Source organism: Corallococcus sp. Z5C101001, assembly GCF_007352635.1.
In the GTDB taxonomy this organism is placed as follows: domain Bacteria; phylum Myxococcota; class Myxococcia; order Myxococcales; family Myxococcaceae; genus Corallococcus; species Corallococcus silvisoli.
In genome coordinates, this window is record NZ_VKLU01000002.1 from 23,476 (window position 1) to 50,052 (window position 26,577).

Annotated in this window: 22 protein-coding genes; 9 read left to right on the plus strand and 13 right to left on the minus strand. The window is 72.0% G+C overall.

The genetic code is table 11. The features are described from left to right. Nucleotides 1-39 precede the first annotated feature (39 nt). The gene (locus FOF48_RS05725; protein WP_255441942.1) at nucleotides 40-522 is read right to left on the minus strand and encodes a hypothetical protein; all 483 of its coding nucleotides are present in this window, start codon (nucleotides 520-522) and stop codon (nucleotides 40-42) included. 72 nt (nucleotides 523-594) lie between these two features. Here FOF48_RS05725 and FOF48_RS05730 point away from each other — a divergent pair, with 72 nt between their 5' ends. The 4 genes from FOF48_RS05730 to FOF48_RS05745 all read left to right on the plus strand — a co-directional run bounded on the left by FOF48_RS05730 (nucleotide 595) and on the right by FOF48_RS05745 (nucleotide 7,533). Beyond that, nucleotides 595-1,017: an NUDIX hydrolase gene (locus FOF48_RS05730; RefSeq protein ID WP_143899155.1), complete on the plus strand. Its 423-nt coding sequence runs from the start codon at nucleotides 595-597 to the stop codon at nucleotides 1,015-1,017. Nucleotides 1,018-1,036: 19 nt separating this feature from the next. Then, a complete protein-coding gene (locus FOF48_RS05735) occupies nucleotides 1,037-2,797 on the plus strand; it encodes a site-2 protease family protein (protein WP_255441944.1) in 1,761 nt (586 codons plus the stop codon). 168 nt (nucleotides 2,798-2,965) lie between these two features. Continuing rightward, on the plus strand, nucleotides 2,966-6,766 hold the full coding sequence (locus FOF48_RS05740) for an ATP-binding protein (RefSeq protein WP_143899156.1): 3,801 nt from the start codon (nucleotides 2,966-2,968) through the stop codon (nucleotides 6,764-6,766). A gap of 86 nt (nucleotides 6,767-6,852) precedes the next feature. Next, the gene (locus tag FOF48_RS05745) at nucleotides 6,853-7,533 is read left to right on the plus strand and encodes a hypothetical protein (RefSeq protein ID WP_143899157.1); all 681 of its coding nucleotides are present in this window, start codon (nucleotides 6,853-6,855) and stop codon (nucleotides 7,531-7,533) included. On the opposite strand, the gene FOF48_RS05750 is transcribed toward FOF48_RS05745, so the two are convergent. The 10 genes from FOF48_RS05750 to uppS form a co-directional block, all read right to left on the minus strand. Further along, nucleotides 7,534-8,196 (minus strand): molybdenum cofactor biosynthesis protein MoaE, encoded by a 663-nt coding sequence (locus tag FOF48_RS05750; RefSeq protein ID WP_143899158.1) that lies wholly within the window; start codon nucleotides 8,194-8,196, stop codon nucleotides 7,534-7,536. A gap of 24 nt (nucleotides 8,197-8,220) precedes the next feature. Then, complete coding sequence (locus FOF48_RS05755; RefSeq protein WP_143899159.1) at nucleotides 8,221-10,032, minus strand: PKD domain-containing protein; 1,812 nt, start codon at nucleotides 10,030-10,032, stop codon at nucleotides 8,221-8,223. 10 nt (nucleotides 10,033-10,042) lie between these two features. Then, the gene (locus FOF48_RS05760; RefSeq protein ID WP_143899160.1) at nucleotides 10,043-10,762 is read right to left on the minus strand and encodes an MXAN_2562 family outer membrane beta-barrel protein; all 720 of its coding nucleotides are present in this window, start codon (nucleotides 10,760-10,762) and stop codon (nucleotides 10,043-10,045) included. Continuing rightward, on the minus strand, nucleotides 10,759-11,784 hold the full coding sequence (locus FOF48_RS05765; RefSeq protein ID WP_328700781.1) for an MXAN_2561 family MXYO-CTERM-anchored protein: 1,026 nt from the start codon (nucleotides 11,782-11,784) through the stop codon (nucleotides 10,759-10,761). Before FOF48_RS05765 ends, FOF48_RS05760 begins: the two co-directional genes overlap by 4 nt. 127 nt (nucleotides 11,785-11,911) lie before the next feature. Continuing rightward, nucleotides 11,912-12,943, minus strand: coding sequence for an aspartate-semialdehyde dehydrogenase (locus FOF48_RS05770; RefSeq protein WP_143899162.1), 1,032 nt, complete (start codon nucleotides 12,941-12,943; stop codon nucleotides 11,912-11,914). Between the two features lie 69 nt (nucleotides 12,944-13,012). Then, nucleotides 13,013-13,756 carry a tRNA (adenosine(37)-N6)-threonylcarbamoyltransferase complex dimerization subunit type 1 TsaB gene (gene tsaB / locus FOF48_RS05775; RefSeq protein WP_143899163.1) on the minus strand — a complete coding sequence of 248 codons (744 nt, stop codon included), beginning with the start codon at nucleotides 13,754-13,756 and terminating at the stop codon, nucleotides 13,013-13,015. A 32-nt stretch (nucleotides 13,757-13,788) separates the two neighbouring features. Further along, complete coding sequence (locus FOF48_RS05780; protein WP_143899164.1) at nucleotides 13,789-14,271, minus strand: septal ring lytic transglycosylase RlpA family protein; 483 nt, start codon at nucleotides 14,269-14,271, stop codon at nucleotides 13,789-13,791. A 10-nt stretch (nucleotides 14,272-14,281) separates the two neighbouring features. Beyond that, the gene (rseP, locus tag FOF48_RS05785) at nucleotides 14,282-15,913 is read right to left on the minus strand and encodes an RIP metalloprotease RseP (protein WP_143899165.1); all 1,632 of its coding nucleotides are present in this window, start codon (nucleotides 15,911-15,913) and stop codon (nucleotides 14,282-14,284) included. Nucleotides 15,914-15,997: 84 nt separating this feature from the next. Further along, nucleotides 15,998-16,828, minus strand: a complete 831-nt coding sequence (locus tag FOF48_RS05790) for a phosphatidate cytidylyltransferase (RefSeq protein WP_143899166.1) — start codon at nucleotides 16,826-16,828, stop codon at nucleotides 15,998-16,000. Next, nucleotides 16,825-17,619 (minus strand): polyprenyl diphosphate synthase, encoded by a 795-nt coding sequence (uppS, locus tag FOF48_RS05795; protein WP_143899167.1) that lies wholly within the window; start codon nucleotides 17,617-17,619, stop codon nucleotides 16,825-16,827. Before uppS ends, FOF48_RS05790 begins: the two co-directional genes overlap by 4 nt. Before the next feature lie 137 nt (nucleotides 17,620-17,756). Here uppS and FOF48_RS05800 point away from each other — a divergent pair, with 137 nt between their 5' ends. Continuing rightward, a complete protein-coding gene (locus FOF48_RS05800) occupies nucleotides 17,757-18,665 on the plus strand; it encodes a tetratricopeptide repeat protein (RefSeq protein WP_255441948.1) in 909 nt (302 codons plus the stop codon). Then, on the plus strand, nucleotides 18,662-20,485 hold the full coding sequence (locus FOF48_RS37495; RefSeq protein ID WP_143899168.1) for a putative metal-binding motif-containing protein: 1,824 nt from the start codon (nucleotides 18,662-18,664) through the stop codon (nucleotides 20,483-20,485). The genes FOF48_RS05800 and FOF48_RS37495 overlap by 4 nt, the downstream gene beginning before the upstream one ends. Nucleotides 20,486-20,536: 51 nt before the next feature. Here the strand turns inward: FOF48_RS37495 and FOF48_RS05810 are convergent, their stop codons facing one another. Continuing rightward, nucleotides 20,537-22,486, minus strand: a complete 1,950-nt coding sequence (locus FOF48_RS05810; protein WP_143899169.1) for a protein kinase — start codon at nucleotides 22,484-22,486, stop codon at nucleotides 20,537-20,539. Nucleotides 22,487-22,718: 232 nt separating this feature from the next. On the opposite strand from FOF48_RS05810, the gene FOF48_RS05815 reads away from it, so the two are divergent. Together FOF48_RS05815 and FOF48_RS05820 are read left to right on the plus strand one after the other, a co-directional pair. Further along, a complete protein-coding gene (locus FOF48_RS05815) occupies nucleotides 22,719-23,840 on the plus strand; it encodes a serine/threonine-protein kinase (RefSeq protein WP_143899170.1) in 1,122 nt (373 codons plus the stop codon). Beyond that, complete coding sequence (locus FOF48_RS05820) at nucleotides 23,837-24,787, plus strand: RluA family pseudouridine synthase (RefSeq protein WP_143899171.1); 951 nt, start codon at nucleotides 23,837-23,839, stop codon at nucleotides 24,785-24,787. Before FOF48_RS05815 ends, FOF48_RS05820 begins: the two co-directional genes overlap by 4 nt. On the opposite strand, the gene FOF48_RS05825 is transcribed toward FOF48_RS05820, so the two are convergent. Beyond that, nucleotides 24,784-25,197 carry a secondary thiamine-phosphate synthase enzyme YjbQ gene (locus FOF48_RS05825; RefSeq protein WP_143899172.1) on the minus strand — a complete coding sequence of 138 codons (414 nt, stop codon included), beginning with the start codon at nucleotides 25,195-25,197 and terminating at the stop codon, nucleotides 24,784-24,786. The two genes, FOF48_RS05820 and FOF48_RS05825, sit on opposite strands and share 4 nt — an antisense overlap. 41 nt (nucleotides 25,198-25,238) lie before the next feature. Here FOF48_RS05825 and FOF48_RS05830 point away from each other — a divergent pair, with 41 nt between their 5' ends. Beyond that, nucleotides 25,239-26,444 carry a DNA polymerase IV gene (locus FOF48_RS05830; RefSeq protein ID WP_143899173.1) on the plus strand — a complete coding sequence of 402 codons (1,206 nt, stop codon included), beginning with the start codon at nucleotides 25,239-25,241 and terminating at the stop codon, nucleotides 26,442-26,444. Nucleotides 26,445-26,577: the final 133 nt, after the last annotated feature.

Sequence of the window (26,577 nt, forward strand, 5' to 3'; positions counted from 1 at the left end):
GGAACCGCCCTCCTGTTCTAGGAACCCCTTGGCGCTATCTCAAGGATTCCCTCCACAGCGGGTGCCGTCCTGAACGCCGTCGAAGCGGAGCCACAGCTCGCAGGTGCAGTTCGTGTCGTTGTTGGCGTCGTAGGTGAGCCGCAGTTGACCACTGAACTGCGTCGAGCAGACAGTGGTGGCGTCCAGGTGCACCCGGACCTGGTCGAGCAGGCACTCCTTGTCCTCCGTCGTGGTGCTGACATTGGCCACGCTGCCGTCGGCGGTGAACGCCTGGCCCTCCTCGAGAAAGAAGCCCAGCAGCTGCATGTTCTCCACGCCGAAGTCGGCGCGCACCACGCGGCCGGAGATTTGAAGGTTCAGCTGGAGCTCGCCCCGGATGCGCGCCAGGAGCCCGCAGTCGTCGCGCAGCGTCTCCGTGGGGATGAGTTCGTACTCGCCCTCGTTCTGGCTGTACGGCAGGCAGCCCGTCAGGAGCGCGGACGCAGCGAGGACCGCGACACAGAGGCGTTGGAGGGTAGACACGGCACGCACCATCGCCCACGGGCGGCATCCGGAGCGGGCGCTCGCGAAGGGGCGGGGGTAGAGTGCGACGCCATGCCTGAATACCGCAACCCCAAACCCACCGTGGACTGCATCATCGAGTTGCCCGGCGAGCGCATCGTCCTCATCCGCCGCGCCAATCCGCCCATGGGCTGGGCGCTGCCAGGCGGCTTCGTGGACGAGGGCGAGCCCTTGGACCATGCGGCCGTCCGCGAGGCGAAGGAGGAGACAGGCCTGGACGTGACGCTGGAGGAGCAGTTCTTCAGCTATTCGGATCCGAAGCGCGACCCGCGGCTGCACACGATTTCGACGGTGTTCATCGCGAAGGCGACGGGCGAGCCGGTGGGCGCGGACGACGCGGCGGAGGCGCGGACGTTCACCGTGGACGCGCTGCCCAAGGACCTGTGCTTCGACCACGGCACCATCCTGTCCGACTACCTGACCTACAAGCGCACCGGGAAGCGCCGCAAGCTGTAGTCGCCCGGGGCCTCGCTGAATGCACTACCTGTTCGTCCTCCTGGCGCTCGGGGCGCTGCTCATCGTGCATGAGCTGGGGCACCTGGTGGCCGCGCGCCTGCTGGGCGTGCGGGTGCCGCGCTTCACCGTGGGCTTCGGGCCGCCGCTCCTGTCGTTCCGGCTGGGCGGGACGCAGTTCGTGCTGGGCGCGGTGCCGCTGGGCGCGTCCGCGAACCTGCAGGGGATGAACCCGCACCGCTCCGCGGACGAGGACACGACGGGGTTCGGCACGCTGGGACCGCTCAAGCGGATGGCCATCATCCTGGCGGGGCCGGTGGCGAACTACGCGGTGGCGCTGGGGCTGCTGTTCGCCCTGTATTCGTCGGGGACGCACGTGGTGGTGCCGCTGACGGTGGGCACGGTGCTGCCGGGGTCGGAAGCGGCGCGGGCACAGCTGTTGCCGGGAGACCGGCTGGTGCGCGTGGACGGCAAGCCGCTGGCGAGCTGGTCGGACTTCGTGTCGCGGGTGGCGGACGGCGTGGGCCGGCAGTTGGAGTTGTCCGTGGAGCGGCACGGCGAGCCGCGCACGGTGACGGTGAAGCCCCGGGCGGATGAGCGCGGCGCGGGGCGCATTGGCGTGAGCCAGCAGTACGTGTTCCGCACGCACGCGCCGGCCGAGGCGTTCACCCAGTCCCTCGTGCACACCGGGCGCGTGGCGTCCGAGGCGATGTCCACGTTGGTGACGATGGTGCGTGGACCGGAGCTCGTGGGCCGGGCTGGACCGGGGGCGCTGATGCGCCAGGAGTCGTCCGACGTCGCGTCGGCCACTTCGTCCGGCCTGGATGCGCTGGTGCGCGCGCTGGTCGCGGCCTCCGTGGCGCTCGCGATGCTGACGCTGGTGCCGGTGCCAGGGCTGGACGGGGGCCGGGTGCTGCTGCTCGCCATCGAGGCGGTGAGCGGCCGGCGCATCCCTCCGCGCGTGGAGACGGTCGCGCAGACGGCGGGGTTCCTCTTCCTGTCGATTGGCATCGTGGCCACGGCGGGCGCGGAGATCCGTCGCGCGCTGCCATCGCCGGCGCCGGAGGCTCCGCGCACCGGGACGGGCGGCGTGGCGGCGTCTGTCTCCGCCCCCGTGCTCACGGGGTCGGACGCGGGGACGAGCCCCGTGCCGCCGAAGCCGGTGGGAGCGACCGCGGTGGCCCTGGCGCCACCGGGGCAGGACGCGGGCACACCTGGGCTCGCCGTGACGCCGCCTGCCGCGGGCACCGGGCTCCTTGTCCAGGACGCGGGCACGCCCGCCAGCGCCGCGGTAGCGCCGCCGGTTCAGGACGCGGGCGCGCCCAGGGTCGCGGTGGTGCCGCCTCAGGACGCAGGGCCCGCTGGAGTCGCGACGAGTGCTCTCCAGGACGCGGGGGCGCTCGGCGTGGCCTCGGCTTCACCCGCACAGGGCACCGGGTCGAACAGCGTGGCCTCGGGTCCTCCGGCGCAGGACGCGGGGGCGCTCGGCGTGGCCTCGGCTTCACCCGCACCGAGCCCGGGGTCGAACAGCGTGGCCTCGGGTTCCGCGGTGCCAGTCGCCGGTCCGCTCGGCGTGGCCTCGGGTCCTCCGGGCCAGGACTCGGGCAGGCCTGGAGTCGCCACTCTCCCTCTCCCGGACGGGGGAGCGCCCGGCGTCGCTTCCGGTTCTCCGGGCCCCAGCGCGGGAAAGCCCGGGCTCGCCTCAAGTCCTCCGGGCCAGGACGCGGGGGCCGCGAGCCCCGTTCGGGAAGCGGCGCCTGTCGCGACGCCAGCCCCGCCCTGACCCACGGGTCCGGCCGCTCCGCTCCCCACCAACCAGGGAGCAGCCGCCCTTGCCAATGGCTGCTGGCTCACGGATGCGATCAACGCCGTTGATTGCGAGCGCCCACGTGCACCAATAGAAGCAGAAGCCGAGGCAGTCCCCCTCACCTCGCGCCGCCAAGAGAACCGCATGCCCCTGCCCTTGCCCCCATCCCGCCCCCCCTCCGAGGAGCACCACTTCGCGGGCGGCGGTGAGATGGGCGCGCTGGTGCGCTCGCTGGACTGGTCCCGGACGCCGCTGGGTCCCTCGCGCGACTGGCCCGTCAGCTTGAAGACGATGGTCGGCGTCGTGCTCAACAACCGGTTCCCCATGCTCATGTGGTGGGGCCCTGAGATGATCCAGGTCTACAACGACGCCTACCGCCCGGTGCTCGGCAACAAGCACCCCGGCTCGCTGGGCGCCCCCGGCGAAGCGATGTGGCGGGAGATCTGGGACGTCGTCGGCCCCATGGCGCGAGGCGTGCTGGAGGGAGGCCCCGCGACGTGGAGCGAGAACCTGGCGCTCTTCATCAACAGCCGGGGCTTCACCGAAGAGACGTTCCACACGTTCTCGTACAGCCCCATCCCCAACGAACAGGGCGGCGTCGGCGGCGTGCTTGTCACCGTGCGCGAAACCACGGAGGAGGTGCAGCACGACCGGCAGCTGCGCATGCTGCGCGACCTGGCGGCCCGCTCCGCCGACGCGAAGTCCCCCGACCAGGCGTGCCGCACCTGCCTGGAGGTGTTCGCGGACAACGACCTGGACCTGCCCTTCACCCTGCTCTACCTGCTGGACGCGAACGGAGACACCGCGCGCCGCGCGGGCAGCAGCCTGCTGCCCGACGCCGTGCTGGAGGCACTGCCCGTCCAGCAATCCCTCTCCGCCGAGTCCGCCGCCGACTGGCCCTTCGCCCAGGCCGCCCGCTCACGCGAGGCCGTCGTCGTGGAGGGGCTGGCCCAGCGCATCGGAGGCCTGCCTGGGGGCCGCTGGAACAGCCCGCCAGCGCTCGCCGTGGTGCGGGCCCTGACGCGGCCCGGCCAATCCCAGCCCTCCGGCTTCCTCGTGGGCGGCGTCAGCCCCCGGCGCCTGCTCGACGCGAACTACCACGCCTTCTTCCAGCTCACCGCCGAGCAGGTCGCCGCCGTGGTCGCCAACGCCCGCGCCTACGAGGAGGAGCGCCAGCGCGCGGAAGCGCTCGCCGCGCTGGACCGCGCGAAGACGGCGTTCTTCAGCAACATCAGCCACGAGCTGCGCACGCCGCTCACGCTCTTGTTGGGGCCCACCGAGGACGCCCTCTCCAGCCCCCAGCGGACGCTCCAGGGCGAGTCGCTGGAGACGGTGCACCGCAACGCCGTGCGCCTGCGCAAGCTGGTCAACACGCTGCTGGACTTCGCGCGCATCGAGGCCGGACGCGTGCGGGCCGCCTACGAACCCACCGACCTCGCGTCCCTCACCGCCGGGCTCGCCAGCGCCTTCCGCTCCGCCATCGAGCGCGCGGGCCTGGTGCTCGACGTGGACTGTCCGCCCCTGCCGGAGCCGGCCTGGGTGGACCACGAGATGTGGGAGAAGATCGTCCTCAACCTGGTGTCCAACGCGCTGAAGTTCACGTTCACGGGCACCATCCGCGTGGCGCAGGCGTGGCGGGACGGGCACATCGAGCTGTGCGTCACCGACACCGGCACGGGCATCCCCGCGCACGAACTGCCCCGGCTCTTCGAGCGCTTCCATCGCGTCCACGGCGCCCGCGCGCGCTCCCACGAAGGCTCCGGCATCGGACTGGCGCTGGTGCATGAGCTGGTGCGCCTGCACGGGGGCACCCTCACCGTCCAGAGCGAGCTGGACCAGGGCACCACCTTCACCGTTCGCATCCCCACCGGCTTCGCGCATCTGCCCTCGGAGCAGGTGACGTCCGCGCGCGGCCACCGTCCGCTCTCGGCGGGCACGGACCCCTACGTGCGCGACGCCCTGGGGTGGCTCGTGGGGACGCCCCCCGTGCCCGACGAGGACACCGGACCGCCGGCGGACGGCGGCGCTTCCGCGCGCGCGCTGGAGGAGCGCGGGCGCGTGCTGCTCGCGGACGACAACGCGGACATGCGCGAGTACGTGAGCCGGCTGCTGGGCGCCCACTGGACGGTGGAGGCGGTCGGGGACGGCGAGGCCGCGCTGGAGGCCGCGCTCGCCCGTCCGCCGGACCTCATCCTGTCCGACGTGATGATGCCGCGCCTGGACGGCTTCGGGCTGCTCCAGGCGCTGCGCGCCGACGAGCGCACCCGCACGGTGCCCGTCATCCTCCTGTCCGCCCGCGCGGGAGAGGAGGCCCAGGAGGAGGGACTGTCCGCGGGCGCGGATGACTACCTGGTGAAGCCCTTCTCCACCCGCGAGCTGCTGTCGCGGGTCACCGCGCAGTTCACCCGCTCCCGGCTGCGCAAGCTGGAGGCCGCGCACGGCGAGCGGCTGGCGCGCATCTTCCAGCACGCGCCCGTGGGCATCGCCATCCTGCGCGGCCCGGAGCACGTCTACGAGTTCGCCAACCAGAACTACCTGAGGCTCATCGCGAACCGCGACGTGATGGGCAAGGGCATCCGGGACGCCCTGCCGGACCTGGCCCACCAGGGCATCTACGAGTTGCTGGACACCGTCTACCGCACGAACGAGCCCTACATCGGGCGCTCCCTGCGCGTCGTCTTCAGCCACTCGCCGGAGCTGGCGTCGCAGGAGATCTTCTTCGACTTCGTCTACCAGCCCATGAGCGACCCCCAGGGGCAGGTGGAGGCCATCATCGTGGTGGTCTTCGACGTGACGGAGCTGGCCACCGCGCGGCGCGAGGCGGAGTCCGCCAACCGCGCCAAGGACGAGTTCCTGGCGATGCTCGGCCACGAGCTGCGCAACCCCCTGGCCCCCATCCTCACCGCGCTCCAGCTCATGCGCCTGCGGGGCGACACCGCCGCGGAGCGCGAGCGCACCCTCATCGAGCGGCAGGTGACGCACCTGGTGCGCATGGTGGACGACCTGCTGGACGTCAGCCGCGTCACCCGGGGCAAGGTCACCCTCAAGCGCGAGCGCACCTCGCTCACCGACGTGGTGGCCAAGGCCATCGAGCAGACGAGCCCCCTCATCGAGCAGCGCCAGCACACGCTGGAGGTGGACCTCCCCGAGCACGGCACCGACCTGGACGCGGACCCCACGCGGCTCGCGCAGGTGTTCGCCAACCTGCTCACCAACGCCGCCAAGTACACCGAGCCGGGCAGCTTCCTGGCCGTGACGGGCACGCGCGAGGGCCAGGAGCTGGTCGTCAGCGTGCGCGACACCGGCGTGGGCATCGCGCCGGAGATGCTGCCGCGCGTGTTCGACCTCTTCGTCCAGGAGCACCAGGCGCTGGACCGCTCCCAGGGCGGGCTGGGGTTGGGGCTCGCCATCGCGCGCAGCCTGGTGACGCTGCACGGGGGAACCATCAGCGCCCAGAGCGCGGGCCGGGGGCGCGGCAGCACCTTCACCGTGCGGCTGCCCGCGCTGGAGGCGGAAGCCCCTGCCGCGCTGCCCACGCTCCAGCCCGGGGCCCGGATGACGCCCGCGCCCGCCCAGGTGAGCGCGCGCGTGCTCATCGTGGATGACAACCGGGACGCGGCGGACGTGCTCTCCGAATCGCTCGAGTTCCTGGGGTGCGCGACGCACGTGGCCTACGACGGCCCCAGCGGCCTGGAGGCGGCGAAGGACTTCCGCCCTGAAATCGCGCTCCTGGACATCGGCTTGCCCGTGATGGACGGCTATGAGCTGGCGAGGCTGTTGCGCCAGCAGGAGGAGCCGCGCCCCCTGAAGCTGGTGGCGGTGACGGGCTACGGCCAGGAATCCGACCGTCAGCGCTCCAAGGCCGCGGGCTTCGACGCGCACCTGGTGAAGCCGCTGCACTTCGAGACGCTGGAGACGCTCCTCAAGGACCTGACGGGGGCCTGAGCGTCCGGCCGCCCGTCGGCCGGGGGACGCCCGGGCGTGGGAAGCCGGGCCCCGAGGCTCCGAAGGCCCTATGCTCCCGCCCGACCATGCCCACCCCTTCCGCGCCCTCCGCCTCCGTGGCGGACGGCGGACTCTTCTGCGAGCTGTACTGGGGCACCTCCCTGGCGGAGGCCTGGAGCTATGGCCCCGAGCTGGGCCAGGTCCACGCCGCGCCCGACGAGACGGCCCCCCTGCCCCTCTACGGCTTCACGCTGCCAGAGGAGCCCTTCCTGCTCGCCGAGCGCACGCCGAAGGGCTGGCGCATCCACGTGCCCCCGTCCGCCCGCGTGGAGAAGCGCCTCAAGGACGACGCCTTCCAGCCGGTGGCCCCGGACGAGCTGACGGGCGCGCCGGGCCGCGCGTCGGTGGAGCTGCGCGAGGGCATGACGCTGCGCCTGATGGAGGGCGAGCTGAGGCTGCTCGTGCAGCCCTCGGTGGTGAAGGAGCGCGCGGGCCGCTTCCGCGTTCGCGACGTGGCGTGGCTCATCACCGTGGCCATCCTCTTCCTGAGCGCGCCCATCGCGTTCCTCGCCATGGGGCCGGACCCGGCGCGCATCGCCGCGAACAACGCGCGGGCGTTGCAGGCCGCCCATGACAAGGAAGAGGCCCGGCGCAAGGCGATGGGCTTGGATCAGCCGCTGCGTCCGCTGACGGAGGCGGAGAAGACGACGCAGAAGCAGGACGGCGGCACGCGCGTCACCGTCCCCGCGAGCTTCGGCGTGCGCTAGCTAGGGCCCCAGCCCCACCCAGACCTCGCCGTCCTCGAAGAACTCCTTCTTCCAGATGGGCACATCCTGCTTGAGCCGCTCGATGGCGTGCTCACAGCCGCGGAAGGCCTCCTTGCGGTGCGCGGAGGCCGCCGCGATGACCACGGCCAGCTCCCCCGGCACGAGCGTGCCCACGCGGTGCACGATGGCCAACCGCGTGCCCGGCCAGGAACGCGCGACCTCCTCGCCAATCTCCTCGAGCTTCGCCTCCGCCATGGGGGCGTAGGCCTCATATTCCAGCCGGAGGACGCGCCGGCCCTGCGTCTGGTTGCGCACGGCGCCGGAGAACGTCACCAGCCCACCGGCCGTCTCCCCCGCCACCGCGTCCACCACCTGGGCGAGCTGGAGCGGACGGTCCACCACCGCGAAGAGGCCCGGAGCCCCGCCGGCCACGGGCGGAATCAGCGCCAGCTCCGCGTTCGGGGACACCGGCGAGTCCAGCCCCACGAACTGCTGCTCCACCGCCACGCGCAGGTGCGGCAGCAGCGGCGCCAGCGACGGGTGCAGCGCGGAGAGCAGCGCGAGCACATCCGCCACGCGAGCGCCGGGCGGCACGTCCAGGGATTCCCGCGACACCCCCGCGCGCTCGCGGGCCGCGGCGAAGTACAGCACCGTGATGGACATGTCCTTGTGCGCCTCCTGGCGTCCCTAGCGCTCGCGCAGCACCACGCGGCCCTGGAGCCGGCCCCCACCCTCCGTGGGAGAGAAGTCGAGGAACCCGTATTCGAACGGCGTGAGCCGCTCCAGCAGCGCCGTCACGAACACCTGGCTCGCCATCAGCTGCGCCGCCCCCACGCCCGGCACCGAACGCGCGCTCGCGAGGTCCGCCTTCAGCTGCCCCATGTCCACCATCAGCGACAGGTGGCCCGGGCCGAACGCATCCCCGCCGAAGCGCGTGCGCAGCGTCCGGCCCACGTCCCCCGACTCGCGGCCGGAGAGCACCTCGCCCGCCTCCAGCGTCGCGCGCTCCGGGGTGAGCGTGAGCGACACCGGCTGCTCCAGCAGCCGCGTGCGGAAGCGCGTGGTGTTGCCCTGCGCCTCCTTCTGGAAGACGAGCGCGTTGTCCTCAAGCTGCTTCTGGACGAGCTTGAGCACGGGCTCGAGACCGGTGAGGCCCGCCTCCATCACCACGGTGCCCTTGGGCGCGGGGCGCGGGTTGCGGACGAAGCTCTGGAAGAAGGCCGCCGCGTCGAAGTAGACGAGCATGGCCACGTCGCCGCGCAGCGCCTTGAGCAGCGGCTCCGCGTCCAGCCCCTGCTTGCGCCAGCGCTCCAGCGTCCGCTCGCGCCGGGGCGACCGCGGCGAGCCGAACACCAGCCTCGCCAGCTCCTCCGGAGGTACCGACAACTGCGCCGCCGCCACCGGCCCCACCGCCGCGCGCCCCAGCAGCGCGGAGGCCGGGCCCCGCGTCTCGCCCAGCAGCGGTCGCGACGACGACAGGAAGCCGTCCAGCTCCGCCTGATCCGCCTGCACCGCCAGCGCGCCGAAGAAGCCGCGCACCGGCATGTCCTCCTTCTCCGCCTCTGGCACCGGCGGCGAGGAGAAGAGGAACACGCTGCCATCGCGCACCTTGGCGCGCAGCTCCGCCAGGAGCACGTTCTCCGCCATGCCCGGCCCGGACAGCGCCTCCACGTGGCGGCGCACGCGCTCCACGTCCGCCGACTCCTCCACCGCCGCCAGCGCCTTCACCGTCTCCCCAGGCGCGGGCGCGTCCGGCGAATCCGGCACCGCGAGGTACACGTAGCCTCGGTCCGCGAACAGCAGCATGGACCGGCCGCCATCCACCGGATCCACCCGCGCGCTTCCGTCCTCGCGGGGCAGCACCTGATGGCCCGCGCTCCGCAGCTCGCGCGACACCGCCGCGATGGCCGCCTTCGGGTCCGTCACCCCCAGCAGCGCCACCACGCCGTCGAAGTCCGGCAGCAGGAAGAAGCCGAAGCCCTCCTCGGGGTCCACCTCCGAGCGGCCGCCGGACACGCCGCGCAGCAAGAGCGGCACCAGCGGCGCGTCCTCCAGCGTGCGGCGGGCATTCGCGGCGCCCACCATCCGCTCGTAGAAGCCCATCAGCCCTTCCACGTTGCCGCGCAGGCGAGGCACCCAGAGCACCGTCTGCGCGTCCGCCGGCACCGCGCGGAGCACCGGACGCGGCACCACCGTGAGCACCACCCGGGCCAGCTCCTTCTGCCCGTCGAGCGCCCGCACCGTGTAGCGGCCCGCGGTGGCCCACGCATGGCGCGCGCCCGCGGCCGTCTGGGGCGGCGTTCCGTCCCCGAAGTCCCAGGTGACCGTGGGCGCCTTCGGGGACTGGGAGCCGAAGGACTCGGGGACGCCCGCCTCCAGCGTGCGCTCCGGCCCCAGGTCGGGCCGGACGCCGTGGCAGGCGGAGGTTCCCAGCCCCACGGCGGCCATCAGCAGGAACAGCGGAAGCGGGGATGGGAGCGCGCGGGGACGGGACGCCATGGGCGTACCGTTAGTAATCCAACGCCAACCCGAAACTCCAGCGCCGGCTCCCCAGGTTCAGGCCCTTGCCGCCGAAGTTGTTCACTTCCGCGTAGGTGTATTCGGCGAAGAGGTACGAGTGGTTGACACCCAGGTCGGAGTCGAAGTCGCGAGCGAAGCGCGGCTCCAGCACGTCCAGGAGGAACGACACGCCGGCGGTGGCCGCGTAGCCCCACTTGGCGCCGCTGGCCTTGTTGCCATCGACGATCTCGGTGCCCGTGCCCTTGGTCATCCACCACGGAGTCAGGACGAGCCCCAGCTTGCCGTACGGCACCAGCGGGATGCCCCAGCGGAAGGCCGCGTAGTCGAACTTGTAGAAGGCGTTGAGCTGCAGGGGCACCACCTTCAGCGCCGACTTGTCCGCGGCCGGGGTGCCGTCATCGAGCAGCGCGTTGGCGTACTTCTCCGCGTAGCCCGCCGACAGCCCGAGGCCCGCCGTGCCGATGCCCTGGTAGAAGAACCGCTGCAGCTCCGCTTCGATGAGCAGCAGCGACGAATCCCCGAAGGTGTCCTCGTACGGCGTCGCGCCGTTGAGGGCCTTCTCGCTGTCGATGCGTGGCTTGTAGCCGCCCCCTCGGAAGAGCACCGCGCCGGTGCGCGGTGAGCGCGTGGGCGTCGTCACCTCCTGCGCCACCGCTGGAACCGCCAAGAGAAGCGCCGCGACTCCCAGGCCCACTGCCCTGCTGCTCATGACACCTTCCTCCGAGACGACAGCCAGAGGCTCAGCGCGGCCAGCACCGCGCCGCCAGCGATGCCTCCACCGGTCGCGGCACAACCGCCGCGCTCCTCGCCGCCGTCCTCGATGTACTTATCGAACAGACCATTGCTCTTCACCGGCGTGGCGTCCACCGTGGCGGAGCCAGGACTCACGTTGCCCGCGGCGTCCGTGACGGTCGCCTGAATCCGGTACGTCACGCCGTTCACCAGGCCGGTGAGCACGACGTTGCCCTCGCCCGCGGCCTTCGTGACGCGCGTCACCGGCCCCGTGGTGCCCTCCACCGCCAGCGCGCCCACCAACCCCTGCCCGCCAGCGTCCGGACCCGCGTCGGCGGTGCCCGCGTCATCCGTTCCGGCATCCTGCGTCCCGGCATCGCCCGTGCCCGCGTCGCCCGTACCCGCGTCGCTGCTCGTCGCCGCCACCATCGCCGCCTCCACCGCGATGGTGGAGTCATCCTCCGCCCCATCCACCTGCACCGACAGCGCCGAGTCACGCACGATGACCTTGGCGATGACGGGGGTCGCGGGCGGTTCAGGGTCGTAATCCACCACGAAGGCCGGCGTGCCGACGCTGGTGTAGGCCGTCTGGCACTCCAGCAGGCTGTTCGTCTGGCGCGCGGACGCGCACAGGTTGAAGGAGATATCCGCCGCCTGCGTGTCGCACGTCGACCCGGCTCCCCTCGCGGCGAGCAGATCCGCCACGCTGAAGATCAACGTGCCGCTCGTCGCGCTGGAGTTTGACAGCGTCTCCAGCTTGAGGTCCGTGGTGCCGGGCTCCGAACCGCAGCTCTTCTCGGTGACATAGATGAAGAGCGATCCGCCACAGATGTTCCCGCTGCGCGTGAAGCTGAAGCGACGCTGTGTGCCGCAATCGCTCTTGGGCACGAGGATGGTCAGGCCCGAGGTGGAGGACGAGCTCGTGAACGTCACGGTAGGCCCACTCTGGGCCACGGCCGTGGACGCGACGAGCAGGAGAGCCGTAATGAGAAGGCGCATGGATGAACGAAGAGGCTAGCAAGGGCGGGGCCACCCACAACCCCCGTCCAGACAGCCCGTTTCCCAGCGAAAACCCCGGGTTCGCGCGCCAAACAGGCAAGGCGTCCCCGGGGGCTTTGCCAAATTGTCAGGCGGGGCGCTCGGCGAGCTTCAGGCCGGCATCCACCAGGTGGGCGGCGGCCCGGCCGGCGTTGTCCACCGACGCGAAGAGCGTCACCCACTCCGGGGCCTGGGGGAAGGCGCGCACCCGGCCCACATGGACGGCCGGGTCGCTCATCACCAGCATGGGCATGGGGTAGATGCGCTCGCCCGGGGCATCCAGGACCTTGAGCGCCGGGGACGTCTTCAGGGCGGCGCGCACCTGCTCCACCGGGCCGGGCTTCTTGAGCTGCACGTTCACGGTGAGGCCGTGGCCGTGGAAGGTGGGCACCTGCACCGCGGTGCCGGCGAGTACGGGCGTCTCCCCCAGGGCGGAGAACAGGCGCGCGGCCTCCAGCGTCCAGCCGCCCTCCTCTTCCGTCCAGGGGCTGTTCACCATGAAGCCGCCCACCTGGGGCACCAGGTTGAAGCCCACGCGGTGCGGGAAGACCTGCGGCTCTGGTTCACGGCCGGACAGCAGGTCCGCCGTCTGCTTCTCCAGCTCCGCGATGCCGCGCACGCCCGCGCTGGAGGCGCCCATCAGCGCCGTCACCTGCGCGCGCACCACGCCGAACGCGCGGCGCAGGGGCTCCACCAGGTGCACGGTGGCGCTGGTGATGATGCCCGGCAGGCTCACCACCCGGCCCTTGAAGCTGAAGCCCGGCCCCAGGGCCTCCAGGTTGAAGCCCGGCAGGATGAGCGGCACGTTGCCGTCGCTCCGGAAGGCGCTGCTCGCGTCCACCACCCAGGCCCCCGCGGCCTGCGCGGCCGGGGCCAGCGTGCGGGACGCCTCGGCCGGCGTGGCCAGCAGGACCACGTGGATGCCGCGGAAGGCGTCCGCGGAGGCCTGCTCCACCTCCAGCGAGTCCTCGCCGTACTCCACCTCCAGGCCCTTGGAGCGCTCCGAACCGAAGGCCCGCACCTGCTCCATGGGCACGTCGCGGGCATACAGCGCGGCCAGCACCTCGCGGCCCACCACGCCCGTGGCGCCCACGACGGCAATCCGAAGGTTCTCTCTCATGATGGGCTCCTTTACGTCACCGCCCCCCAGCGCGCGAGCACGACGCGCACGCCCCTGACGGGCAGCCCTTCAATCTTCCTTGAGCCGCGCGGTGGGCGCGGGGCCCGGCAGCGGCGGGAACTTGGGGTTGCGCTCCGGCTCCGACGCCCGGACGTAGTGCGGCTCCAGGGCGAAGAGCGCCTGCTGGGAGTACGCCTCCGGCAGCCGCGCCAGGCGCCCCACCTCCACCGCGGACGGGAAGGCGGGGCCGGACAGGAGCCGGTGCGGCGCGACGCCGTGCTTCTCCAGCGCCTGCCGGTAGTCCGCGAGGGCCGGCCCCAGCGCCACCGCTTCAGGTTCGGCGGCCATCCGCTGGGCCACCTCCTCCGGCGACATCGCGGTCTCCGGCGCCAGCGCCTCCACGGCGTGGCCCACGCGGCGGTAGGCCCCCAGGTACAGGTCGTCCTTGCGCGCCACCGCCAGGCAGAACAGGGGCACGCCCTCGGGCCCCTCCAGCGCCACCGCCGCCAGCGACGACGCGCCGGCCACCTTGAGGCCCGTGGCGTAGGCGAGCGCCTTCACCGTGGCCAGCCCGATGCGCAGGCCGGTGAAGGACCCCGGCCCCAGGCCCACCGCCAGCCCCTCCAGGTCCTGGAGCTTCAGGCCGTGGCGCTGGAGCAGCTCCCCGACGACACCGGGCAGCGCCTCGCTCTGCTTTTCGGGCGGAGGCACCACCACGTGCTCCACCGCGCGCACGTCCTCCCCCCGGCGTTCCACCAGGGCGAGCGACAAGGTCAGCGTGGAGGTGTCCAGCGCGAGCAACACAGGCGACATCCCTTCTCGAGTTCTTCGTCAGGGGCCCCGGCTCAGGCCGGAGCCACCCAGAAATCCACCGGAAGCTGCGACACGTGCGTGGCGCAGCGGTACAGCCGCACGCGCGCCAGGCCCGTGTCCAGCATGCCCAGCGCCTTCGCCGCGGCCTTCGACACGTCGATGACGCGGCCATCCACGAAGGGGCCGCGGTCATTGACGCGCACCTCCACGTGGCGGCCGTTCTCCATGTTCAGCACCTTCACGCAGGCGCCGAAGCGCTCCGTGCGGTGCGCGGCGGTGAGCGCGTTCTGGTTGAACCGCTCCCCGCTGGCGGTGGGCCGGCCATGGAGGCCGGGGCCGTAGAAGGACGCGAGTCCTTCCCCCAGGTAGTTGCGCGGCATCTTCTCCCGGCGCGTCACCTTCGTGCCGTCATCGCCGCCAGGGGAGGTCTCCGGCGGCTGGGGCTTCGCCGCGCGCGACGCGCAGCCAGCGAGCAGTCCCATCCCCAGGAGCACGAGCGCGGTCCGTCCTCGCATCACCACCTCGCTAGCGGGTCACGTCGTTGGTCACGGCCAGCAGCATCAGCAGGATGAGCAGCGCCAGGCCCACCATGTTCGCCACCTCGCGCACGCGCACGGGGATGGGGCGGCGGCGGATGCCCTCCCACGCCGCGGACAGCAGGTGGAAGCCGTCCAGCACCGGGATGGGCAGCAGGTTCATCACCCCCAGGTTGATGGAGATGATGGCCATCAGGTTGAGGAAGCTGTCCATGCCCTGCTCGGCGCTCTTCGCGGCCAGCTGGTACATCATGATGGGGCCGCCAATCGTGCTGGGCGACACCTTGCCCACCACCAGCCCGCCCAGCACCTGGACCATCTGCCCGACGATCTTCGGGACGATGAGCGCGGCTTCCTTGAACGCCGCCACGGGGCCCAGGTCGATGGTCACCTTCTCCACCGGCGGCAGGTCCGCGGTGCTGAAGCCCCAGGGGCGCACGCCGAACACCAGCGGGGCGCTGGTCTGACCATAGTCATCGCGCGTCTTGAGCGGGGCCTGCGCCAGCTTCTCCGTGCGCTCGCCCTTCTCGCCGCGCCACGTGAGCGTGAAGGGCTGGGCCTGCAGGCCATTGAGCACCGTCGCCAGCTTGTTGAAGGACTTCAGCGGCATGCCGTTGATGGCCACGATGCGGTCGCCCGGAACGAGGCCCGCGCCTTCCGCCACGCTGCCGGGGGCCACGCTCGCCACGTACAGGTCCACCGCCTCCGCGCCCAGCGCCGCCGCGCCCTCTCCGGACTGGCGCGGCAGGGACACCTTCACCACCTCCGGCATCCGGCCGGTGACGGCGCCCACCGACACGGGCTGGAGGCGCGCGACCGTCAGCGCCATGGGGGTGCCTTCCGGCACCTTGGCCACCTCACGGTAGAGGGCGGCCTCGTCCTGGACGTGCACGCCGTTGACGGCGAGCACGCGGTCGAAGGTCTTGAGCCCCGCGGCCGCGGCGGCGGAGTCCTCGGGCACCCCCACCACCGGCGGCTGCGGATAGGGGCTCACGCCAATCATTCCGCGCTCGACGGTGTCCACCGGGGACGTCTCCGAGCTCTTCTCCGGCGTCACCTCCACCACGCGCTGCTGGCCCTCGCGCTCCAGGGTGATGGGCACCGGCCGGTCGAACTTGCCGACGAACGCGTCGCGCATGTCGTCGAAGGTGCGGACGGGCTCGCCCTCCACGGAGAGGATGCGGTCTCCGGGGCGGATGCCCGCGGCGGCGGCGGCCATGTCCGGCGACACCATGCCCACGCGCGTGGACAGCGTCTGCTGGGGGCCCAGGAAGACGAAGAAGTAGACGAGGATGGGGAACAGCAGGTTGAAGGCCGGGCCCGCCAGCACGATGAGGCCGCGCTTCCAGGGCGGCTGCGCCAGGAAGCCCCGCGACGCCTCCTCCGGCGACAGCTCCTCGTGGGGCAGGTCGCCGGCCATCTTCACGAAGCCGCCCAGGGGCAGCAGCGCCACCTGATACTCCGTCTCACCCTTGGTGAAGCCGATGAGCTTCGGCCCGAACCCGATGGAGAACTTGAGGACCTTCACCCCGCAGGCCTTGGCCACGAGGAAGTGGCCAAGCTCGTGCACCGTCACGAGCACGCCCAGCAAGAGGATGAAGTACCCGAGGTTCTGGAGCATGGCCGGAAGAGTAATCGCGCCCCCTGATACCGACAACGCGCAACGCAGGTCGCGCGGCGGGCGGGCAGGCGCGAAATCGGGCACTTACGGCAGCAAGTGCCTCACGAACTGCACATAGACGAACACCAGCGGCGCGTTGAACACCAGCGCGTCGATGCGGTCGAGCACGCCGCCATGTCCGGGGATGAGTTTTCCGGAGTCCTTCACCCCGTAGGCGCGCTTGAGCATGGACTCGCACAGGTCGCCCACGGGTCCCAGCAGGCCGCCGGCGATCCCCAGCAGCACACAGTCCCACACGGTGAAGATGGGGAAGAAGCCCACCTTGGCGATGAACATGCCCAGCACCGAGCCGACCATGCCGCCGAAGAAGCCCTCCCACGTCTTGTTGGGGCTGACCGCGGGGTAGAGCTTGTGCTTCCCGAGGAAGCGCCCCGCGAAGTAGGCGAGCGTGTCGTTGGCCCAGGTGATGGTCAGCGCGCAGATGACCCACGCGAGGCCCTCGCCGGGCAGCAGCCGCAGCGCGGACAGCGCGGTGAGGCCGATGGCGCCGTAGAGGAAGCCCGTGACGAGGTGGGCGGCGCGGACGGGGGCCTCCGCGAGCGCGCCCCGGAACAGGTTGTAGATCCACGCGAAGAAGAAGAAGACGGACGTCACCCAGAAGGCCGTCTCGCCGGTGCGCGCGGCGTCCCGCAGGGGGAGCAGCGGCATGAGGAAGGCGGCGGCCATTCCCACCCAGGCGGCGGCGCCCAGCCGCTTCTGGGTGATGAGGTAGTACTCGCCGGTGCAGACGGCCGCGGCGGCGCCCAGGAGCACGGCGCTGTACCACCCGCCCAGGAACAGCAGCAGGAGCACCAGCGGCAGCAGGGTGACGCCAGTGACGGCCCGGATGAGGAGGTTCTTGTTCTTCTCGTTCACGCCTTGGCCCGCTGGGGGGTGTCGTCCCGGTTGACCTGGGCGGACGTCAGCCCGAAGCGCCGCTCGCGGCCCTGGTACTGCGACAGGCAGCGCAGGAACTCTTCGGTGCGGAAGTCAGGCCACAGGGCGTCGGTGAAGCACAGCTCGGCGTACGCCAGTTGCCAGAGCAGGAAGTTGGAGATCCGAAGCTCGCCGCTGGTGCGCACGATCAGGTCCACCGGCGGCAGCCCGGCGGTCCACAGCCGCGACTCCAGGTCGTGCGCCTCCAGGCGCGCGGGGTCCAGCTCGCCGCGGGCGGCGGCCTCGGCCAGGTCGCGCGCCGCGCGCAGCAGCTCCTCGCGGCCGCCGTAGGAGAGCGCCAGGGTGAGGACCATCCCGGTGTTGTGGGCGGAGTCGGCCCGCAGGCGCTCCAGGGGCTCGCGCACGTAGCGGGGCAGCTTGTCCACCTCGCCAATGGCGTTGAGGCGGATGCCGTTGTCGAGGATCTCCGCGCGCTCGGACTCCAGGTACTCGCGCAGCAGCTCCATCAGCCCGGCGACCTCTTCCGGGGGACGGGCCCAGTTCTGGGAGGAGAAGGCGTAGAGGGTGAGCGCCTGGACTCCCACCCGGCGGGCGGCCCGGGTGACCTCCCGGACGCTCACGCTGCCCTCGCGGTGCCCCTCCAGGCGAGGCTGGCCGCGAAGCTCCGCCCAGCGACCGTTGCCGTCCATGATGATGCCCACGTGGCGCGGGAGTGGCCGGGCCTTGACCTGGACCTCGAGAGCGGTGGGCAACACGGTGGGGCGATCCATGAAGCCGCGCACCCTAGCGGCGGCGTCGCGTCGCGTCCACGGGCGCGTGGCCGCTCGGTCCCTCTCCTGCGGCGAGTGGTCATCTGGCGGGGCTGAATGGTTCAGTGGGGGGAAGAGAGCGGCTAAAGTGGGCTTCCATGAAAACTCCTCATGCCCTTCCCTCCTCCCAGCTGCTGGCCGGGGTGCTGAGCCTGTGCCTCGTCGGAGCGGGCCCGGCCGCGGGGCAGGCGGGGGAGCCCAGGACTTCGGCGGCCCCGGAGTCGTCCCGCGCCTTCCAGGATGCGATGGCGGAGGTCGCCCGGCTCTACGACGCTCTGGAGTATGAACAAGCGCTGTCGGCGGTGACCCGGGCGAAGCGCCTGGCGCGCTCGGAGGGCGAGCGGAGCGCGTCGGCTGTCTATGAAGGGCTGCTGCAGGCGGACCTGGGCCGGAGAGAGAAGGCCCTGGCGTCGTTCCGGGAGGGGCTGTCGCTGGACCCCGAGGCGACGCTGCCGGTGAAGGTCTCGCCGAAGGTGGTGGGCGACTTCGAGGCGGTCCGGCGCGAACTCCAGCGCGCCCGCCCTGCCCTGGCGCGGTCGGCGACCTCGCGTCCCGGAGAGCCGGTCCCGCCCTCCCCGCGCGCGCCAGCCCCCGCTCCGGAGGAGGAGGCCCGCGCCCAGGACGCGCCCATGCGGGTGGCCGCGGCGCCTTCCGTGCTCACGCCCTCGGCGGAGTCCTCCAGGCCGGCAACGCCACCCGGCGTGGACCTGAAGTCGGACGCGCGGCGGTCACCTTCCCACCGGCTCCCCTCCGTGGCCCTGGTGCTGCTGGGCACGGGCGTGGTGGCGGGAGGGGTGGGGAGCTACTTCGGGCTCCAGTCCCGAAGCAACGTGCGCGCCGCGCGCGACGCGGAGCTGACGCAGGACGCGAACAGGAGCCTGGAGGACGCGCGTCCCCAGGCCCTGGTCGCGAACATCCTCTTTGGCGCGGCGATCGCGGCGGCGGCCGGCGCGGTCACCACGTACGTGCTCGGGCAGGGCAGCGTGGCTTCGGAAGGGACGCCATGAAGGCATGGCTCGCGATGGCGGCCGGGGTGTGGCTGGGCCTGGGCTGCACGGTGCCTGGCGACGAGGCGGTCCGGCTCCAAAGGCTTTGCAGGGGGCGCGACCTGGGCGCGCGCGAGGACGTCCTGCGGCTGGCGGATGACGCCACCTGCGACAGGGCGGTGGTGGTGGCCATCGAGGCCCGTGGCTTCAATCCGGGCTGCATCGACCTTTTGCTTCGGGACTCCGCCCACGAAGCGCTGGGGGCCCTCCAGCTGACCGGCCCCTCCCGGGTGACCCGGGAGCTTCCGCGCCAGCTTCGCGTCCTGCTTTCGCCGAGGCAGGGCGATTCGCTGGAGCTGCTCGCCACCGCCCACGAAGGCGCTTGTGGAACCCAAGTCGTGAGCCATTGGACCCAGCGGCTCCAGGTCAGGCCGGGGGCGGTGGGCAGTGAGACCGTCGTGGTGTCCGCGACGGACCAGGACAACGACGGCTACGTCACCGCGGCCGAGGGCGGCACGGACTGCGACGATCAGGATCCCACCGTCCATCCAGGCCAGGCGGAGACCCGCTGTGACGGCAAGGACGAAAACTGCGACGGTGCGAAGGATTCGGAGTTCGGCGTGGGCTCGGCGTGTGTCGAGGGCGCCGCTTGCGCTGGCGTCCGGAGCTGTCGCGCGGATCAGCTCGACGCGGAGTGCGTCAGCTACGAGCGGGGCCCGGCCTGGTTCGTGGATGAGGATGGCGACGGACAGAGCGGGACCTTCGTGGGCAATGCCTGCTCGCCCCCCATCGCGGGCGCGAGCCTCACCGCCGGCGACTGCGATGAGAGCTCCCCCTTCGTGGCCTTGGGCCTCCCAGAGGTGTGCGACCGGTTGGACAACGACTGCGACGGCCAGGTGGACAACACCTTCTGCTCAGGCAACGCGGGCTGGCGGCAGATGCCCGATGCGGGGACCGCGCGGTGGGATGCGGTGGCGGGCTACGGACAGGACCGTGCGTGGGTCGTGGGGGACGGGGGCCGGATGGCCCATGTGGTGGGCAACACGATCGCCGCGCAGACAAGCTGTGCTGGCACCTGGCAGGCCCTGTGGGCCAGTCACACGGGACGACTGTTCCTGGCGGGCGCCGCGGGCTCCCTGGCGATGAGGACGCTCGGTACCGGCTGCACCATCACCCAGGTTCCGGGCGTCACGGGAAACCTTCGAGGGCTCACCGGCTTCGAAGGCGTGGACGGCGAGTCACCCACGATCTACGCCGTATCGGATGACGGGAGCGTCGTGCGCTGGGCGCCGCCGGCGGCCCCGGTGCGGATCAATCAGGTCGTCGGCGAGCTGCGCGCCATCTCAGGCGCCGGAACCGAGGACTCGATGGTCGCCGTGGGCGGGGTGCCGCTGTCCATCGAATTCGATGGCGGGGTGACGTCATACCTCCCGCGGGCCTTCCGCCATGTCCCGGCGTCGGGCGGCTGGCAGGAAGAGCCCCTCGACCCGGATGGGGGCGTGACCGGCATCATCCAGGACGTCCACGTGCTGCATGGAGGCCATGCCTTCGCGACCACCAGCACCGGCCAGATCCTGGCCCGCGACCATGGCGTCTGGCGCCCCCTCCCGAACATCACTGGCAGCGGGGCGTTCAAGGGCACGTTCACCTCCGTGGTCGCCCATTCCAAGAGCGTGGTGTACGTGGCCGCATCGAAGGACATCTACCGCTACAGCGAGGGAGCCTGGAGCCTGGACTTCGACGGTGGAAGCGGGAACCTGCTGTACTCCATCGACGGGCCTTCCCCCACGAACGTCTGGGCGGTCGGCGACAAGGGCACGGTGGTGCACCTGTCCTTCTGACCGAACCGGCTCGGGAGGTGGGGACGCGGCCACGGAGGGCCCCCCTCCCGATCATTCCGTCAGCAAGTTGAGCTTGAAGATGTTGTCCTGCCCCGCCTTCACCTCGAAGCGCTGGCTCAGGTCCTTGCCCAGATCCTTGTTCACGACGCGCACCCAGTGGGTCCCTTCCGGGACCTCGATGGCCGCGAAGGGCGTCTGCCCCATCGGCTTCCCATCCAGGTAGATGCTCGCGTAGGGGCGGATCCGGAACTCCACCCGTCCCCTGGGTCGGTCGATCCGGCGGACCGCCACCGGTCGTGCGGGAGCCGGACTCCCCCGCTCGCGCGTCCCCGCCTCCACCGAGGCAGCCCGCACGGCCGGGGACTCCGCGGCGGGCTGGGCCGTGCGCCCAGCCATGAGCGAGGCCTCCGTCGCGGATGGGGGCCCGTCTCCCTCGCCCGAGACCTGCGCGCCGGGGGGCATCCCCGCGTCGACGTGTTCCACCACGGCCACGGCCGGAGGCTGGACTGGCGGGGCCGCGAGCGCCGGCGGCCCGGCGCGCCTGGAGGGAGCCTCCGAACTGTCGGCCCCGGTCGCCTCCACGGCGCGCGCACCTGGCGCCGGAGCGACGCTCCCGCTCCGCCCCAGGAGCAGCCAGCCCCCCGCCGACACCAGCAGGCCCAACGCCGCGCCCACGACGAGCCGGGCCCGGCGACTGGAGCGCGGCCCGCGCTCGGACACCGAGGGCGTCATCGGAACGGTCGGCGCCGACGAAGCCCGCGGCTCCTCCACCGGCGTCATCGGCACTGTCGGCCGCAACGACAGCGGAAGCCGTGGAGCCGTGGAGCCCTCGGAGGGCGCCGAAGGCGCGGCGACGGGCCCCTGGTCGCCCTGCGGGGCCGCTCCAGCCACGGACCTTCGCGCGGCGCGTCCGCCGTGCCCCTCACGCGGTGACACGGGGGTGGTCAGCGCTCGCGACTGGCTCGGCTCGAGGGGAGCCTCCATCGCCACGGGCGCCGCCGGAGTCTCGCCCGCGGGCTGCAGCACCGCGGTCTCCGGGCCGCGCCCTGGCTGCCTCACGGGGAGCGGCGGCGTGGGCGCCACGGGGACGTGCTCGGACACCCGCACCACCAGCTGGGCGATCTCGTACGCGCCCACCGGCTCCCCCAGAGACATCACGAAGCGCTCCAGGTCCGCCTGGAACGCGCGGCAGTCCGGATACCGCTGGTCCCGGTCCTTCGCGAGGGCCCGCTCCAGGATGCGTTGCAGCGCCTCCGGCAGGTCCGACCTCCGGGCCACCGCGGGCACGAAGGGTTCGAAGAGGATGGCCTGCATCATCCCCACATCCGTCGTCGCCTCGAAGGGGCGCACGCCGGTGAGCAGCTCGTAGAGCACCATCCCCAGCGCGTACACGTCCACGCGCCCGTCCATGGACCGGGCCTGGAGCTGCTCCGGCGGCATGTACGCCACCTTGCCCTTCACCACGCCCGTCTGCGTGCGGGGCCCCTGCCCCGTCACCTTCGCGATGCCGAAGTCCACGACCTTCACCGCGCCCTGCCGGGAGACCAGCACGTTCTCCGGAGAGATGTCGCGGTGGACCAGCCCCAGCGGGGCCCCCGTCTCCGAGTCCTTCAGTGCGTGCGCGAACGCCAGCCCTTCGGCCGCCGCGGCCACCATCTTCGCGCACACGCCCCACGGCAGCGGGACCCCTTGCGCCACCGACCGCTTGATGAGCCGGCGCAGCGTGGGCCCGTCGATGTACTCCATCGCCAGGAAGTAGCTGCCGTCCGCCTCACCGAAGTCGAAGATCTGCACCACGTTCGGGTGGTCCAACTGGGCGGCCAGCTTCGCCTCGCCCAGGAACATCTCCACGAACGCCTCGTCCTCCGCCAGGTGGGGCAGGATGCGCTTGAGCACCAGGGTCTTCTCGAAGCCCCGAGGCCCGGCCGCCTTCGCGAGGAACACCTCCGCCATGCCCCCGGAGGCGAGCTTCCGCACCAGCTGGTACTTCCCCAGTTGCATGACTGGTGAGCTTTCCCATGGTTCGAGGGAAAAGTGAAACGCCCCCGGGGCCCGACGTCGAACCCGAATGACGTCCGGACGAGCCGCGACTTCCAGGTTTACATGACCATGAAGTTCACCCACGGTCCCCCTGAAAAAGTGAACGTCCCCCGAGCCAGGGAGCGAGGGGCGCTCGGGGACCGTTCAGCGTGTTTGACCGTGACGTGACGTGCTCCGTAGGATCCGCGCTCCCATGCCCCCCAAGGCCATTGGTCCCTACCGCGTGCTGGAGACGCTCGGCAGTGGCGGGGCCGGGACCGTCTATCGGGCCCTGGACCGCCGCAGCAACGACGAGGTCGCGCTGAAGCTCCTGTCGACGGGTCCGTCGCTGGACGACCGCGCGGCCCGGAGGCTCGCGCGCGAATTCGAGACGCTGGCGGACCTGGCCCACCCCAACGTGGTGAAGGTCTTCGAGGCGGGCGTCCACGCGGGCCAGCCGTACCTGGCCATGGAGCTCATCGAAGGGCTCACGCTGCGCCACTACCTGGACGTGAGCTTCAACGACCTGCACACGCCCACGCCTTCGTCCCGCGGGCCGCTGTCCATCCGCCGCACCGCGGACGACGACTTCGGCAGCGTCGACGGCCCGGACGACGACTCGGACGAGGACGCCGTCCTGGAGGACGACGGCACCTTCGGACTGGATGCGTTCGCGGAGGAGGCTCCCAGCGAGGACCTGGCCAGCTTCAGCGGAGCGGGGGCCGACGACGACTCGGATTCGGTCGACCTGCCGGTGGATCCGCGCCGTGAGCCCGCGCGCAAGCCCGCGACCCCGCCGCGCCCCGCCGCGCCCCGCATGGCGGACCTCAACCGTCCGGAGCGCATGGGCAAGCTGAAGGACGCGATGCTCCAGGTGTGCGAGGCGCTGGCGTACATCCACGGCCACGGGCTGGTGCACCGCGACTTGAAGCCGTCCAACATCATGGTGGACGACGACCGTCAGGTGCGGCTGATGGACTTCGGGCTGGCGAAGTTCCTCGCGGACGACGCGGGCATCACCGCGGACGGCAAGCTGGTGGGCACCTACCGGTACATGGCCCCGGAGCAGATCCTGGGAGAGCCGCTCGACGGGCGCGCGGACCTGTACAGCCTGGGCGTCATCCTGTACGAGCTGATGAGCGGGCGTCCGCCGTTCGACGCGAAAACGCCGCACGAGCTGTGGCGCCAGGTGCTGGAGACGGAGGCACCGCCACTGCTCGCGCTCAACCTGCATGGCGACCCGCAGCTGGCGCGGGTGGCCCATCGCCTCATCCGCAAGGAGCCGGACGACCGGTTCCAGACGGCCGAGGAAGTCTACGAGGCCCTCTCCGAGTGAGCACCGCGACAACGCACACCCTCACCGTGGACGCCGCGAAGGCGGGCCAGCGCGTGGACCTGTTCGTGGGCGAGGCCCTGGGCCTGTCCCGCGCGCGCATGAAGCGCCTCTTCGAGGAGGGCCAGGTGCGCGTGGATGGCCGCCCCGCGAAGAAGGGCCTCACCGTGACCGCCGGCCAGAAGGTCTCGGTGACGGTGGAGGAGGCGCCGCGCGAGGCCGTGCCGGACACGGACTTCCCGCTCGTCGTGCTGCACGAGGACGCGTCGCTGCTCTTCGTGGACAAGCCCGCGGGCCGGCCCTCGCACCCCCTGCACCCGGGTGAGACGGGCACGGTGGCCAACGCCCTGGTGGCGCGCTACCCCGAGTGCGCCCAGGCCTCGCAGGACCCGCGCGAGGGCGGCCTCTGCCACCGCCTGGACGTGGAGACGTCCGGCGTCGTCGCGGCGGCCCGCACGCGGGAGGCGTGGACCGCCGTGCGCGAGTCCTTCAGCGGCCGCGAGGTGGACAAGCGCTACCTGGCGCTGGTGACGGGCCCGCTGGCGGACGAGGGCGAGGTGGAGGTGCCCCTGCGTCACCACCCGCGCCACCCGGACCGCGTGGAGCCCGCCCCCTACGGCGCCGAGGATGCCCGCGAAGCGCTGTCCCACTTCCGCGTCCTGTCGAGGGCCGGGGACTACAGCCTCGTGGAGGTGCGCATCCTCACCGGCGTGCTGCACCAGGTGCGAGCGCACCTGGCCGGCGTGGGCGCCCCGCTGGTGGGGGACGCGCTCTATGGCGGCCGCGAGGCGCCGGAGCTGGGGCGGTTCTTCCTGCACGCCCGCTCGCTCACCGTGCCGCACCCCGTGACGAAGGCGCCCGTGAAGGTGGAGAGCCCGCTGCCGGGGGAGCTGGTGGCGGAGCTGGGGCGGCATGGCCTGACGTGGCCGGTGGCGGACGGGGCGGCCTAGGCCCCCATCACCTTGACGATGACGCGCTTGCGGCGCTGGCCGTCGAACTCCGCGTAGAACACCTGCTGCCAGGGGCCCAGGTCCAGCTTGCCGGCGGTGACGGGAATCAGCACCTGAGGGTGGACGAGCATGGACTTCAGGTGCGCGTCGCCGTTGTCCTCGCCGGTGCGGTGGTGGCGGTAGTCGGGGCCGGAGGGCGCCAGGTGCTGGAGCCACTCCCAGATGTCCTCGTGGAGGCCGGGCTCGTCGTCGTTGACGAAGACGCCCGCGGTGATGTGCATGGCGGACACCAGCACCATGCCCTCCTGGATGCCGCTCTTCTTCACCAGGGCGGCCACGGTGTCGGTGAGGCGCACCAGTTCACGCCGGGCCTGTGTCTCGAACCAGAGGTATTCGGTAAGGGTCTTCATGGCTCGCACTGTCAGAGGGGGCCACTAGAGTGACTCACGCCATGCGAGCCATCCTCCACGTGGACATGGACGCCTTCTATGCGTCCGTCGAGCAGCGCGACAACCCGTCCCTGAGGGGCAAGCCGGTCATCGTCGGCGGGCATGCGCAGCGCGGCGTGGTGGTGGCCGCGTCCTACGAGGTGCGCCCCTTCGGGGTGAGAAGCGCGATGCCCATGGCCCGGGCGGTGAAGCAGGCCCCGCACGCCATCGTCGTGAAGCCGCGCTTCTCCGCCTACGCCGAAGCGAGCGAGCAGGTCTTCGCCATCTTCGAGCGGTACACGCCGCTCATCGAGCCCCTGTCCCTGGACGAGGCGTTCCTGGACGTCACGGCGTCGGTGGGGCTGTTCGGCGCGGCGGCGGACATCGCGAAGCGGATCCGCAAGGAGATCGCCCACGAGCTGAACCTTCCGGCGTCCGCGGGCATCGCGACGGCGAAGTTCGTGGCGAAGATCGCCTCCGACCTGGCGAAGCCCAACGGCCAGCGCGAGGTGCGGCCGGAGGAGACGGTGGCCTTCCTGGCGGGGCTGCCGGTGTCCCGGCTGTGGGGGGTGGGGCCCAAGACGGAAGAGGCGATGAAGCGCGCGGGGCTCAACAGCATCGGGGACGTGGCCGAGCGGGAGCTGTCCTGGCTGGAGGAGCGCTTCGGCGCGAGCAGCGGCAAGCACCTGTGGGAGCTGTCGCACGGCATCGACGCGCGGGACGTGGTGCCGGACCGGGCGGCCAAGAGCGTGGGCGCGGAGGACACGTTCGAGGAGGACCTGACGGGGCTGGAGGCGCTGAAGCCGCACGTGCACGCGCAGGCGCTGCGGGTGGCGAGGCGGCTGCGGCGGGCGTCCCTGAAGGGCCGCGTGGTGCAGCTCAAGTTGAAGTTCGCGGACTTCACGCTCATCACCCGGCGGACCACGCTGCGCGAGGCCACGGACGACGGTCAGCTGCTCTACCGCGCGGCGCTGGAGCTGCTGGAGCGCGCGCACGAGGGCAAGGCGCTGCGGCTCACGGGCGTGAGCGTGCAGTTGGACGAGGACGAAGCACAGCTGGGGTTGTTCCCCGCGGCGGCGCCCAAGTCATCGAAGCTGAACGAGGCGATGGACCGCATCGCCGCGCGCTTCGGAAGCAAGGCCATCACCATGGCGGACATCGCCGGGGCGGAGGCCTCGGATGACGACCACCACCGCTCCGAGCGACCCGTGGAGAAGCCGAAGCGGTAGGCGCGGGGACCGGCGTCACGCGGCTCGCGTGGCCGCGGATGGACGAACGCATCCGGCCCGAGCTCCTTGTCTCGCGCGTGGCCTCCGGTGGACGCGCGACGGGCCGAAGCGCGGAGGCGCTCCGGCCCGGTGG